Genomic DNA, 13,562 nt, shown 5'->3' with positions numbered 1-13,562 from the left:
AGAGCCGGACATCTAACTTATTCGGGAAGGGTCGGCCTTCAGCAAGCCTTGGCGCAAATGCTCCGCATCCGCCGGGTACTTAAGCGTCGTCAGCGATCCATTCGAGCGAGGCACCATGCGGGTCGGTCCAAGCGACAGGGGAGCCGTTCGCAGATAGGAGGAAGCGGCCAGGTGGCCAGCTTGTTCCAGCGCGTGTGGCGATGGACGGGAATACGCGAGGGAACTCGTTCGATAGCCAATACGGAGAAAGATGCATCACCTGCAAAGCGAAAGCCTCTCTATCTGCGAGGTCGGAGACATAGTCGAGGACGGCCGTGTGAAAGACGACGAGGGTAGCGTCCTTGGGCGCCTCGCTGCAGAGCCGCACGAGTTCGCTCCCACGCAGGTCGCCCTTCACCAACCGAGGCTTGACTGTGGCAGCGATCTTTAGAGCGGCCCGGAGATTGGCAAGTCGCGCCGTCTGCTCCGGCCAGACCAGTGTCTCAAGCCAAGCCACCTGCGAGGCGTCCGAAGCATCGATCGGGCTCAGGTCCAATCCTGCCCGCCAGACGACTTGCGGCGAGGTCGTCGGCAATGGCGTTGTCTCGCTGGCGGAGCATCGGAAGACAGGCGGCTCCGAGGCCATCGCGGGTGCGCGGATCACCTTGCCTCCGTAGTCGTAGCTATAGAGGTCGGGCATGAGGCACAGCCCTGCGGAAGTCCCGACCTCCAGGAGGGCCAGCGGCTGCGGCAGCCGCGCGAGGACGGGGAGTAATGTGGCGCACCTCCCCGGCTCGTTGGTTTGCGTCGAGCGCTCGAGCATGAGCGAGCGGATAGCGTCGGGATTAGCCTGAAGCGCCTGGCGAAACTCGCTCCACCCTGTCGGCGTGCCGAACAGGTGACGCACCGCAGCGAGCAGAAGATTCGGTTGCCGCTTCACGTCCGGGAGGGTCGAGAGGAAGCCGAGTGTTTCCCGGTCGCCTGCGACAGCACGAGCCAACTCCTCATAGAGCGGCGAGCGACCGCGAGCTTCCGTTTCGGCGAAGCGAATATATCGGGCCGCGATATCGGCCAAGCCCTCCTCGTCCATGCCCGCTGATCCTCGATCCGGCGTCTCGTCACGTCACAGTACACGATCCACGGATCTGATTGGAGCCAGGCACGGCGTTTTTACGGTGCCTTGCCTGCTCCGTCAGCCAATCCCATAGACCAGGCTCACGCGCCCATCCATGAGCTGCTCAACTTTCCGCAGTTCGAGCCCGCGACGATTTTGGATCGCTCCAAACAGCGCCTTCCCATCGCCGGCGAGCAGCGGATAGACGATCAGCCGGAGTTCATCCGCCAGCCCGGCATCGATGAGGCTCGCCGCAAGTTGGGCGCCGCCCATGAGATAGATGTCCTTGCCGGGCTGCTGCTTGAGGGCAGCGATGTCGTCGAAGGTCCGCACGAAGCGCGTCTTTGGCCAAAGCGCCGAAGTCATCGTGTTCGACAGCACATAATGCGGGGTCTGTTCGGCAAAGCGGGCCCATTCGAGCTCGGCCGGCGTCGGCAATTTGCCGGTCATCGGCAGCGGCTTGTCCGGCTCGTTCTGTATCGCGGTCCAATAGCGCTCGTAGCCGGCATACATGGCGCTGCCGAGTAGACAGGCGTCGATTTGCGGCATCAGGCCGTATTCCTCCGACCACGCATCGACCCAATCCGCGTATCCCTCGGGTCCCTCCATCTTGCCGTCGAGGGAAATCTTCATTCCGGTGATCAATTTGCGCATGACTTCCTCCATCGGGCTTGCGGAATGCAAGCACGTTTCATCGTCGGTTCGTTGCTGGTGTGCGAGCCTCCAGGGGCGATGCCGGTGGAAGCTGGGCGTGACTTAAGGGGTGGCCGACGCGATCGCGTCAGGCCGGCAGGCGGCGATCGTATTCTTCGCGCAGGCGGCTCCAGCCGTCCCAAAACGAGGTCGGCGTCTTGCCCGCGAGGCGTGCGGCCAGCATGTCGAGGTGCATGTGCCAGCCGGCGGTGACGTTGAGCTGGGTGTCGCGTTCCGGCAGCCGGCGATGGATGACGGTGAGCAGCACATCGTTACCCCTCGGCTCCAACGAGAAGGAAACACCGCCGGTGTTTCCCCAGGTAATGGCGAGCTTGCGCGGCGCATCGAACTCGGTAATGCGGCCCTCCATCCGATGCTCTTCGGGAAAACCTGCAGGGCGCTGGCCAGGCGGATCGGTCAGCTCGTCGTTACGCCAGACGAGCTCGAACGAGGTGCCGGCCTTCATGTCCATCTGACCCGCAGCCATCCACTGCCGGCGCAGGTCACTCTCGGTGAGATAAGCCCAGACGCGCTCGATGGGACCGGGCAAAAGGCGCTGGATGGTGAACGTGGCGGGCTCGCTCAGCTCGCCATAGGCTTCGATGCTTTTCATCTGGTTCACTGGTCGTCTCCTTCTTTTGAGTTGGGCGATTTCTTGGAATCATCCTGGGCTTTGCGCGCGTCCTCCTCGCGAAGGAGGCGTTCGAGAACGTCGAGACGGTTGGTCCAGAAGCGCTCGTAGAAGCCCAGCCACTGATGGGCGCTGGCCAGCGGTGCGGGTTCGAGCCGGCAGACATGCGTCCGGCCTCTCACCTCCCGGCGGATAAGCCCTGCGTTCTCCAGCGCCTTGATGTGCTTGGAGGCCGCCGCCAGCGACATGGCGAAGGGTTGCGCCAACTGGCTCACCGTTCGCTCGCCGCCGGCGAGATCGCGAAGCATGTGCCGGCGGGTGGCGTCGCCAAGCGCGTGAAAGACTGAGTCCATCTGGGGTGTCTCTAATTCAACCATGTAGTTGAATATAGGCCCGCGTCTTTAGATAGTCAACCGTTTGGTTGAATGATTTTGGAAGGAGACTCCACAGGCAGCCCGTAGCGGAAGCGGTGCGAAACCTTCACTTGCCTTCGAAGAAAGTATGAATCGAGGTCTCCAGCTTTTCGATGAGTTGAGGATTATGGCAGCTTCCAGCCCAGATCAGGGCGTTCAGTCTCATATCCTTGTTGAGAAAGTTCATTTTCCTGGAATCAAGCAGGTATCCCGCGACCTCGTAGTGCCGACCCTTGATAGCCTCGATAAGCGCGTTGTTTCTTCCGGTCTTGTCACTCAGATTCACGTCGGCGCCATTTTCGACAAGCAACTTAACGACGTCCAGATGCCCGTTCTTTGCTGCTTCGATAAGGGCCGTCCTGCCGTAGTAGTCGGCTCTTGCATTGATCTCTATTTCGGGATGTCTCACGAGAGCCAAAATCGATGCGTAGTGGCCCTTGGCCGAAGCAAGGCTCAAAGGCGTGCTCTTCCATTTGTTTCTGGAATTCACATCGATTGCTGGGTGTTCGATCAACGCCTCGACCGCCGCGGTGCGGGCGTTGAGGGCTGCGAGATGAAGTGCTGACCAGCCGCCGTCGTCCGCCTCGTTGATATTGGCGCCGGCCGCCAATTCCGCTCGAACAGCCTCCGCATCGCCCCTTTCTGCCGCGAGCAGCAGATTAGACCAACCTCTCGTCCCTTCGGCTTCCAAGCGGGTCAATGCAGTCGCCTCCCCGAATGCACCCGCAGGATACCATTGTTCCGGTTCGGCCGACATCCACCGAATGACCGGCTTTCAGCGAAAAGCCTTCTCATTCGACAGCGTCCGCAGGTCATCGGCATGTTGGCACGCCCGCTTGAGCAATATGGCCTTCGATCCCATCTCGTACGGATCGCTTCAGTCGTGAAAACAACGACGCGCGAGAATAGATCGAAGGAGTGATGGCATGGCTATCGATTTCAACCACACGATACTGTCGGCCCGCGACAGCGAGACGTCGGCAAAATTCCTGGCGGAAATGCTTGGTCTTCCAGCCCCGAGGCGCTGGGGACCTTTCCAGATGGTCACGACCGAAAACGGCGCCAACCTCGACTACATGGATACAGCCGGCGAAATCACGCCGCAGCATTATGCGTTCCTGGTCAGCGAAGCCGAGTTCGATGGGATCTTCGATAGGATTCGTGAACGGAACCTCCCGTACTGGGCTGACCCTGGCCGGACGCAGTTGGGGCAGATCAATCACCGCGACGGCGGCCGCGGTGTTTACTTCGAGGACCCGAACGGTCACCTTCTCGAGATCATTACCCGACAATACGGCAGCGGCGGATGGAACCCGTGATCGCTCGGTAACGTAGCCAGGCGGACGCACTAGGTCATCATTTGATCGAACGGCGGATGCCGAGCGCGCTCGTTTCGCGCAGGCACCTTGTCGCTCGCTCCATGCCTGCGAAATCCGCGGGCGACAGCTGGTATCAGGCCGATTGGTGCTTCAATATGGACATTAGAGTTGCCTTCGAATGTCCCGCGATGGCATCCAGCCAATGCCGGACCGCCGGAGAGCGGCGCATCAGGGGGAATGAATGCGTCGTATCGCTCGGATCTCGCTTGCCATCGTCCTTTCGCTAGCCGTTGCAATCTTGTCTGCCTGGGCCGGACTTGCCATGTGGTATCGTCTGCCCGTGGCTGAGCCTGGACGGGCTGTGGCCGGCCTCCTTTTCCTCCTGTTCGGCCTCGCTACCGTTATCGCGCTCTTCGGCCGGTTTCGAAACAGGGCGTTCGTCCTGTTTGCGGCTGCGTTTGCTGTGGTGCTGGTTTGGTGGAGCACCATCAGGCCTTTCGATCACGCGGACTGGGCGCCCGAAGTCGCCCGTCAGGTGACCGGCGTCCGCGACGGCAATCTGCTGACGCTGACTGACGTGCGAGACTTCGAATGGCGTAGCGGCACTGATTTCACCGAGCGCTGGACGATGCGGACCTACGACCTTTCCAGGGTCCAGACCGTCGACCTGTTCATGTCTTATTGGTCCGGGCCCAATATCGCCCATGTCATCCTAAGCTTCGGCTTTGCCGGAGGTGACTATCTTGCCTGGTCGATTGAGGTGCGGCGGCATGGAGGCGGCAAATTTTCACCCATCGCAGACCTGTTCAAGAGCAATCCGCTGGTCATTGTCGCGGCTGACGAGCGAGACGTCGTCGGCGTCAGGTCAAACGTTCGAGGAGAGGACGTCCAAATCTATCGGCTAAAAATGTCGCCGGACGCAGCCCGGGCGCTCTTGCTGGAATACGTTTCGGACGCAAATGCACTTTCCGCAACGCCTGAGTTCTATAATTCCATCACGACGAACTGCACGACGACGATCGTCAAGATGATGCGAGCCGTCGGTGACGTGGTCCCACTTGACTGGCGCCTCATCGTCAATGGCTATCTTCCCGAATATGCATATGCACGAGGTGCGCTCGACAGCCGCTTGCCAATGTCGGTTCTGAGGCAGTTAGCCCATATTGACGGCCGCGCGCGGGCGTCGGGCCTTTCGCCGGACTTTTCGAGGTTGATCCGGGTTAGCGTGCCATCCCCAAATCCAGGATCTCGCCCCGGCTTCGATTAGGACATTTATCGAGCCATCGACTCGCCCTGGCGAACATCGAGACTAGATAGACTGTGCGCCGAAGCAGAACGTTCCGCAGCGCCCCCTAGTAGTCCCCATTGTAAAAGGACCTGAATATGCCTGAACAGATATCATTGAACGATGGCTCCGCCATTCGCCAGATCGGCCTTGGCGTGTGGCAGGTCGATCCGGCCATTACGGCGCAGGTGGTGAGTTGGGGAATCGATGCCGGCTACAGATTGATCGATACCGCCGAAGGCTACCAGAACGAGGAAGGCGTCGGGCAAGCGATCCGCACGGCCGGCGTGCCGAGGAGCGAGTTGTTCATCACCTCGAAGCTGCGCAACGGCGCGCATCAGCGCGACGCCGCCCTTCGGGCTTTCGACGAGACGATGAACAAGCTCGGGATCGAACAGCTCGACCTGTTCCTGATCCACTGGCCAGTGCCCAGCCAGGATAAATACGTCGAAGCCTGGAAAACGCTGATCGAACTCAGGAATGGCGGCCGGATCAAGTCGATCGGGGTTTCGAATTTCAACCAGGACCATCTCGAGCGGATCATCGGCGAGACCGGGGTCGTTCCGGTCGTCAACCAGATCGAACTCCATCCCCGGTTCCAACAGCGCGACGCCAGAGATTTTCATAGCACGCACAACATCCGCATCGAAAGCTGGAGCCCGCTGGGCAGCGGCCGGCTGTTGAGCGACCCGACCCTTGAAGGCATCGCCGGAAAGCATGGCAAGTCCGTGGCGCAGGTGATCATCAGATGGCACCTCCAGGAAGGGCTGATCGTCATTCCAAAGTCGATCCACCAGAACCGGATCGCCGCCAACTTCGACGTCTTCGATTTCGAGCTGGACGCGGCAGACCTCGAGCTCATTCGAGGCATGGACTCATCAGACGGTCGCACCGGGCCGAACCCGGCCACGGCTGCATTCCTGTTCTGAGGGCGTGAAACGAACCGGCGGCGAAGCTGCCTCCCCCCAAGTGGGGAGATGCCACGTTTTGGCAAGCAGGGCAGGACAGAGGAGATCTGTCCTGCCTACCTATCAACCAATTGCATGTCTCACTACGTCATTTTCAGCTGGTCATACCCGGTGCGAATAGCCTGCCTTGGATAGTTCGGGAGCTTCGCTCATCCGAGCACCATCCTGGCTCCGGAGAACGGCAAGAAATCTTTCTGTCTATACCAAGGCAGCGACGGTTGTAGGCCGTTGACCCTACACGCGTTTGTGTTAGACAGGCGTACAGGCAATGCTATGGGCAACGGGTTCTTCTCGGCTGCTTGGCAATACCTGATCGGGGGGTTGGGGCATGTTTGGTTCGGCGCGTCTTGCGGCTGCAATACTGGTGCGCGTCGGCGCGCTCTTCGTCTTCATGGCCGCCTTAATCTTGCCCGCGGCTGCGGGCGTTACGATTACGGGGGCGACTCCCAGCACCTTCTCAGGCCCCGGCCAGACCATCACCTTCCATTTCCGGATCGACCAGGAGAACGCGATCATCAACTCGGTCGCCCTCACCATGAACCACCCGTTGGGGACGGTCAATTGCGCGCCCGCCCTTCCGCTCGCTCCATTCGAAACGACCAACTGCACGGCGACCTACGTAACCCAGCCGAGCAACAATTTCGACATCATCCAGTACGGAACGTATAATCTTACGACCAATGGAGGACCGCGCGGCGGGAACGTAGCTGGACAGGTTACCGTCGCCTACGTTCCGCAGGGCGTGCCATCGCTGACGTCGATCTCACCGACGAGCGGACCGGTGACCGGGGGCACCTCGGTCACGATCACAGGCGTAAACCTCAACGACGTCACAGGCGTGACCATCGGGGGCACCGCGCTCATCGGCACAACCGTCGTCAACTCCACGACAATCACCGGGACGACGCCGGCAAACACCGCCGGCAGCAGGAACGTCACAGTCACCACCCTGTCGGGTTCGAGCACGCTGACCGGCGGCTTCACCTATGTCGCGCCCACCATCACATTAAGCCCGACGAGCCTGCCTTCGGCGACGGCCAGCAACGCCTATTCACGGTCCGTTACCGCCACGGGCGGCACTGCGCCTTACAGCTTTACAGTCTCGGCAGGCGCCTTGCCTCAGGGTGTTTTACTGGCCGGCGGCGGCACGCTCACAGGCACACCGACAACCCCCGGCACCTACAATTTCACCGTGACGGCAACGGACGCGAACGGTTTCACAGGCGCCCGGGCTTATGCGATTTCCGTCGGTGCTCCGACGATCACGCTGGCACCTTCGGCCCTGCCCAGCGGCGTCGCCGGTGTCCCCTATGCGCAGACGTTTTCCGCCTCCGGCGGAGCAGCACCCTATGACTATATGGTTGGCGCCGGCGCATTGCCGCCAGGGCTGAGCCTGTCGGCCACAGGCGACCTGTCGGGCACCCCGACCACCGCAGGAACCTTCAATTTCACCGTGACGGCGACTGACGCGAACGGTTTCCCCGGCACGCAAGCCTATGCGCTGTCCATCGCTGCTCCGACAATCACGCTTGCACCTTCCACCCTGCCCGGCGGCACCGGCGGTACCGCTTATACGCAGGCTCTTGCCGCCTCCGGCGGAGCACCGCCCTATGGCTATGCGGTTACGGCCGGCGCACTGCCGCCGGGGCTGAACCTGTCGGCCGTGGGCGACCTGTCGGGAACACCGACCACCGCTGGAACCTTCAACTTCACTGTGACGGCAACGGACGCGAACGGTTTCACCGGCGCCCGGGCCTATGCAGTGTCCATCTCTGCTCCGGCGATCACGCTCGCGCCTTCCACGCTGACGGATGGCACCGCTGGTATGGCCTATGCTGAAGGGCTGTCGGCGACGGGCGGTACGGCTCCCTATGGCTTCGCGCTGACAGCCGGTACGCTACCCACCGGGCTGACGCTTGGCGCTGACGGGTCGCTCACAGGCACACCGACCACTGCTGGAAGCTTCAATTTCACCGTGACGGCGACGGACGCGAACGGCTTCACCGGAGTCCAGGCCTATGCGCTGTCCATCGCTGTTCCGACAATCACGCTGGCGCCTTCCACTCTGCCCGATGGCACCGGCAGTATCGCCTATGCGCAGGTGCTTTCCGCCTCCGGTGGAGCAGCGCCCTATGACTATATGGTTGGCGCCGGCGCATTACCGCCGGGGCTGAGCCTGTCGGCCACAGGCGACCTGTCGGGCACGCCGATCACCGCAGGAACCTTTAATTTCACCGTGACGGCAACTGACGCGAACGGTTTCCCCGGCACGCAAGCCTATGCGCTGTCCATCGCTGTTCCGACAATCACGCTTGCACCTTCCACCCTGCCCGATGGCACTGGCGGTATCGCTTATACACAGGCTCTTTCCGCCTCCGGCGGAGCAGCGCCCTATGGCTATGTGGTTACGGCCGGCGCGCTGCCGCCGGGGCTGAACCTGTCGGCCGCGGGCGACCTGACGGGAACCCCGACCACCGCTGGAGCCTTCAATTTCACCGTGACGGCAACGGACGCGAACGGGTTCACCGGCGTCCGGGTTTATGCACTGTCCATCGGTGCTCCGACGATCACACTGGCGCCTTCCACCTTGCCCGATGGCACCGGCAGTACCGCCTATGCGCAGGCGCTTTCCGCCTCCGGCGGGGTGGCGCCTTACGCTTACACGGTTACGGCCGGCACACTGCCGCCGGGGCTGAACCTGTCGGCCGCGGGCGACCTGACGGGAACCCCGACCACTGCTGGAAGCTTCAATTTCACCGTGACGGCAACTGACGCGAACGGGTTCACCGGCGCGCAGGCCTATGCACTTTCCGTCGGCGCTCCGGCGATTGCGCTTGCACCTTCCACCCTGCCCGGCGGCACCGGCGGTATCGCTTATACGCAGGCGCTTTCCGCCTCCGGCGGAGCAGCGCCCTATGGCTATGTAGTTACGGCCGGCGCACTGCCGCCGGGGCTGAACCTGTCGGCCACAGGCGACCTGACGGGAACCCCGACCGCCGCAGGAACCTTCAATTTCACCGTGACCGCGACTGACGTGAATGGCTTCACCGGCGTTCGGGCCTATGCGCTGTCCATCGGTGCTCCGGCGATCACGCTCGCACCTTCCACCTTGCCCGATGGCACCGGCGGTATCGCCTATGCTCAAGGACTGTCGGCGACAGGCGGCACGGCTCCCTATAGCTTCGCGCTGACGGCCGGTACGCTGCCCACCGGGCTGACGCTTGCCGCTGACGGGTCACTCGCAGGCACACCGACCGTCGCTGGAAATTTCAATTTCACCGTAACCGCGACTGACGTGAATGGCTTCACCGGCGTTCAGGCCTATGCGCTGTCCATCGGTGCTCCGGCGATCACGCTCGCGCCTTCCACTCTGCCCGATGGCACCGGCGGTATCGCTTATACACAAGCGCTTTCCGCCTCCGGCGGGGTAGCGCCCTATGCCTATATGATTACAGCAGGCACACTGCCGCCGGGGCTGAACCTGTCGGCCACCGGCGAACTGTCGGGAACACCGACCACCGCTGGAAACTCCAATTTCACCGTGACCGCGACGGACGCGAACGGGTTCACCGGCGTCCAGGCCTACGCACTTTCCATCGGCGCTCCGGCGATCGCGCTCACGCCTTCCTCCTTGCCTGGCGGCACCGGCGGTGTCGCCTATGCGCAAGGATTGTCGGCGACGGGCGGTACGGCTCCCTACGGCTTCGCACTGACATCGGGTACGCTGCCCGCGGGACTGACGCTTGCCGCAGACGGGTCGCTCACAGGCACACCGAGCGAGTCCGGGAGTTTTGCCGTCACCATCGAAGCCGCCGACGCCCTCGGCTTCACCGGCTCCGCCTCCTACACGCTCGTCATCGGTGCCCCAGTCCCCGTCGCTTCCAACCGCACGGTGGAGATCCTGGCAGGCACGACGGGCCGGGCGAGCCTGACTGAGGGTGCAACGGGTTCGCCCTTCACGGCAGCAGCGATCGTTTCTCATCCTCCGGCAGCCGCCGGCACCGCCAGCATCGAAGGCAGCGGCGGCAACTACGATCTGGTTTTTGCCGCCACGGAGACGGCGAGCGGCGCCGTCGCCATTACTTATACGCTGTCCAATGCCTGGGGCGTGTCGGCGCCGGCGACCATTACCTTCAGCGTGATGATACGGCCCGACCCCTCGGAAGATCCCGAGGTAATCGGTCTGCTGACGGCCCAGGTGGATTCGGCCCGCCGTCTCGCAGACGCCCAGATCGGGAATTTTAACGATCGGCTGGAGCGGTTGCATAACGAAAGCGATCGCCGTGCCGCATCGATCGATCTGCGGATCGGTCTGCAGCAAGAAGACGAGCCGCTGGCCTATGCGGGTGAAGAAGGCGGTGACGCTCGCGCGTTCGGCTTCCCTCTCGGCGGCCCCGGAGCACCGGCTAGCGGCAGCGGCGGAGCCGCTGCCGCTAGCAGGATGGCCTTCTGGGCCGGCGGCTTCGTCAATTTCGGCAGCCGCGAGGACGGTGCGATCGAGCTTGACCAGACACTTGTCGGCGTTAGCGCCGGCGTCGACTGGCGCTTCTCGCCGAAGTTTGTCGGCGGCATCGGCATCGGCTATGGACGCGACGCCGTTGACGTCGGAGACAACGGCACTGAAAGCGAGGCGCAGGCCTTCAGTGCCGCCCTCTATGGCAGCTATCAGCCGACGGCGGGGGTCTTCTTCGACGGGCTCCTTGGCTTTAGCCGGTTGGAGTTCGACAGCCACCGCTTCGTCACCGATACGGGCGGCTTCGCGGAAGGAGGGCGCGACGGGCACCAGTTCTTCGGCTCGCTCTCGGCAGGCTATGAGCATCGCAGGGACGGCCTGCTTCTGTCGCCCTATGCGCGGGTTGAGGCCTCCTGGTCTCGGCTTGACGCCTTCACCGAGACGGGTGCGGGACCCTACAACCTCGCCTTTGGCGACCAGGACGCGGAGATGGTGGCCGGCGTGCTGGGCCTTAGAATGGAATACCACATGCCGACAGACTGGGGCGCGCTGGTGCCGCGCGCCAGGCTGGAATACACCCATGATTTCGCGGGCTCGAGCCTTGCCAGCATTGGCTATGCCGACCTTTCGGGCGGACTGCCCTATGAGCTGGAGATCGATCCCATGAGCCGCGACTACCTGACCTTGCAGGCGGGCTTCGACGCCGAACTCGGCGACGACTGGCAGCTTGGGCTCGACTACCGCCTTAACCTGGGGCTCGACGGCGACGGCCACAGCCACGCGGTGGGCCTGAAGGTCGGAGCGAACTTCTAATCAGGAACGTCGAAGCGGATCAGACGATCGCGCGCCATCCTTATATCCCCGACCCGTCCAGCAGCGGGACATCCTCTTCGTCCCAGGGGCTGGGCAACGAACCCTTGCTCAGATTGGCTGTCGGCAGCGGCATCCAGCATTTCAGCTCGGGTTCGGCGTATTCAACCACGCGTCCAGGCGATGAGTCGGAAGCACGCCAGCCTTCACTGCCGAACTGGTCGGCTCGAGACCAGTAAGCCAGGTCGACTTCCGCCGGACCCTGTTCGGAGGGCCGAACCGTGACAAGGATTCGACTGCCATCCCTTGGCGCGCTCGACATATGACGCCACCGATCGGGCTCGTCCATCGTATCTTCCTCCTGACGCCGGCATGACGATCTCGGCCGGACGAATAGTCGCTTTGCGTACACGGCCGGTCAACCCGAACTTTGCGCAGGACAGCCCATCGTTGGCGGCCTGCCGGTTGGCGCGCCGCGGGCTCGCGGGTATCAGCGAACCTTGGCCTTGACTGCCCAGGCTCTGGTCTTCAGGGGAATGGACCCGCCCTCGCCGCGCGGCAGACTATCGCGGAGCCTCTCCATCAATCTCTGGCGAGCTGCGGGCTCGAGACTCATGCAATAGCCGGGCGCCGGCCCCGCGCCCAGGGTGAAGGGATACCAGTAGTCGTCAAAGTCCTTGAACACAGCCGGCATTTCAATCCGGGTGGAGTCGATGGAAACCAAGTCGGCCTTCTCCGCGAGATCGGTCAATCCGTCTTGGGTGCAGAACGGAAAGCGCCTGTCCTCGGTAAGGTCGACAGCGCCGGGATCAAGAGCAGTCGCAGCGGTCCAGAAGGCCCGCATGAATTCCACGCCGCCGCCGGGATAATCCCACACATAGAACCCAATCGTCGCTCCACGGCGGGCCACCCGCCGCATCTCGGCGAGTGCCTTTTCCTTGTCGGGGATGAAGTTGAGAACAAGCGCCGACACGACCATGTCCTTGCTGCTCGGTTCGACAGACAACGCCTGCGCATCGCCCGCGAGAAACTCGACGCGTTCGTCACGCACGTTTGCCCGCGCCTTGGCGAGAAAACCTTCCGATGGGTCTATGGACACCAGGCTCCCGGGATTGCAGCGCGCCAGGATGGCTGCCGACAGCGCCCCGGTTCCGCAACCTACCTCAAGCCAATCCAGCCCCTCCGCCGGATCGATCCAGTCCAGGAACAGTGGAGCTATCTGACGGCTCCATCGCCCCATATAGAGGTCGTAGCTATCTCCGGCCTGCCAAGCGTCGTGACGCGTTGCCTCAGCCATCGCCATCTCCTCCCCGAGATAAGTTCAGACCATTCGTCCGCGCAAGAATACGCCCGTCTCAATCGCAGGAACAGAGGCATAGGAGTGCGCCCAAGCTGGAAATGCAGAGGAGGATCAGACGCCGGTCCTCTCCCGAGGGGAATCGCCTGCTAACGCAGGCGATCTGCCGGTTGGATTCGTGCGAGCCCCGGGGCCGCCTCTCGACTATTGCCGCTTTGCCGTTCTGGGAAATTCCACGATGTCTGCGGGCGGACGCTTGTACTGGGCCGCGACGATTGCATCGATCAGAATATCCAGAGCCGCACGAGCCATGCTGCTCGTCTCGTCATCGCCGCGCAAATAGTGGCAGGCTCGTTCGAGATGGAGATGGGCGGCGGCAAAGTCGCTAATCATGGATTTCTCCTTTTGCCCGCCGTCCGACAAGGATGGCAATCTCGATTTACCCAAAGACAAATATCCACAGGCGGATTTGAATCAAATCTGGCCGGTTAACCAGATCTTCAGCATATCGAGACGACCTTGCTGTCGCGGACATGTGTTGAGTTCCGCCTCAGGCAACAGACCCGCTCCGGAGACCGGGGCGGGTTTTGCTTGAATGCT

The 13,562-nt window shown here is 62.4% G+C and carries 12 protein-coding genes; 4 read left to right on the top strand and 8 right to left on the bottom strand.

Annotated features, from left to right (window positions below; translation table 11 throughout):
* Nucleotides 1–79 precede the first annotated feature (79 nt).
* The 5 genes from ABID19_RS02360 to ABID19_RS02340 all read right to left on the bottom strand — a co-directional run bounded on the left by ABID19_RS02360 (nt 80) and on the right by ABID19_RS02340 (nt 3,587).
* The gene (locus ABID19_RS02360) at nt 80–1,069 is read right to left on the bottom strand and encodes a DUF2332 domain-containing protein (RefSeq protein WP_354487697.1); all 990 of its coding nucleotides are present in this window, start codon (nt 1,067–1,069) and stop codon (nt 80–82) included.
* 102 nt (nt 1,070–1,171) lie between these two features.
* Nucleotides 1,172–1,747 (bottom strand): dihydrofolate reductase family protein, encoded by a 576-nt coding sequence (locus ABID19_RS02355; RefSeq protein WP_354487695.1) that lies wholly within the window; start codon nt 1,745–1,747, stop codon nt 1,172–1,174.
* 127 nt (nt 1,748–1,874) lie between these two features.
* Entirely contained in the window at nt 1,875–2,399 is a 525-nt protein-coding gene (locus ABID19_RS02350) for an SRPBCC family protein (protein ID WP_354488275.1), read from the bottom strand.
* Nucleotides 2,400–2,404: 5 nt separating this feature from the next.
* Nucleotides 2,405–2,794 (bottom strand): ArsR/SmtB family transcription factor, encoded by a 390-nt coding sequence (locus ABID19_RS02345; protein ID WP_354487693.1) that lies wholly within the window; start codon nt 2,792–2,794, stop codon nt 2,405–2,407.
* A 103-nt stretch (nt 2,795–2,897) separates the two neighbouring features.
* Complete coding sequence (locus tag ABID19_RS02340) at nt 2,898–3,587, bottom strand: ankyrin repeat domain-containing protein (RefSeq protein ID WP_354487691.1); 690 nt, start codon at nt 3,585–3,587, stop codon at nt 2,898–2,900.
* A gap of 169 nt (nt 3,588–3,756) precedes the next feature.
* On the opposite strand from ABID19_RS02340, the gene ABID19_RS02335 reads away from it, so the two are divergent.
* From ABID19_RS02335 to ABID19_RS02320, 4 genes are all read left to right on the top strand, one after another.
* Nucleotides 3,757–4,149: a VOC family protein gene (locus ABID19_RS02335; protein ID WP_354487690.1), complete on the top strand. Its 393-nt coding sequence runs from the start codon at nt 3,757–3,759 to the stop codon at nt 4,147–4,149.
* Between the two features lie 241 nt (nt 4,150–4,390).
* Nucleotides 4,391–5,416, top strand: coding sequence for an Lnb N-terminal periplasmic domain-containing protein (locus tag ABID19_RS02330; RefSeq protein ID WP_354487688.1), 1,026 nt, complete (start codon nt 4,391–4,393; stop codon nt 5,414–5,416).
* A 116-nt stretch (nt 5,417–5,532) separates the two neighbouring features.
* Complete coding sequence (locus ABID19_RS02325) at nt 5,533–6,363, top strand: aldo/keto reductase (RefSeq protein WP_354487687.1); 831 nt, start codon at nt 5,533–5,535, stop codon at nt 6,361–6,363.
* A gap of 367 nt (nt 6,364–6,730) precedes the next feature.
* The gene (locus ABID19_RS02320) at nt 6,731–11,668 is read left to right on the top strand and encodes a putative Ig domain-containing protein (protein ID WP_354487685.1); all 4,938 of its coding nucleotides are present in this window, start codon (nt 6,731–6,733) and stop codon (nt 11,666–11,668) included.
* A gap of 40 nt (nt 11,669–11,708) precedes the next feature.
* On the opposite strand, the gene ABID19_RS02315 is transcribed toward ABID19_RS02320, so the two are convergent.
* The 3 genes from ABID19_RS02315 to ABID19_RS02305 all read right to left on the bottom strand — a co-directional run bounded on the left by ABID19_RS02315 (nt 11,709) and on the right by ABID19_RS02305 (nt 13,355).
* Nucleotides 11,709–12,014, bottom strand: a complete 306-nt coding sequence (locus ABID19_RS02315; protein WP_023799134.1) for a hypothetical protein — start codon at nt 12,012–12,014, stop codon at nt 11,709–11,711.
* A 141-nt stretch (nt 12,015–12,155) separates the two neighbouring features.
* A complete protein-coding gene (locus tag ABID19_RS02310) occupies nt 12,156–12,962 on the bottom strand; it encodes a class I SAM-dependent methyltransferase (protein ID WP_354487682.1) in 807 nt (268 codons plus the stop codon).
* Nucleotides 12,963–13,166: 204 nt separating this feature from the next.
* A complete protein-coding gene (locus ABID19_RS02305) occupies nt 13,167–13,355 on the bottom strand; it encodes a hypothetical protein (RefSeq protein WP_354487680.1) in 189 nt (62 codons plus the stop codon).
* Between the last annotated feature and the right edge of the window lie 207 nt (nt 13,356–13,562).

This window comes from Mesorhizobium robiniae, from assembly GCF_040545535.1.
Classification (GTDB): domain Bacteria; phylum Pseudomonadota; class Alphaproteobacteria; order Rhizobiales; family Rhizobiaceae; genus Mesorhizobium; species Mesorhizobium robiniae.
This window is presented reverse-complemented; position numbering and strand designations above follow the sequence as displayed.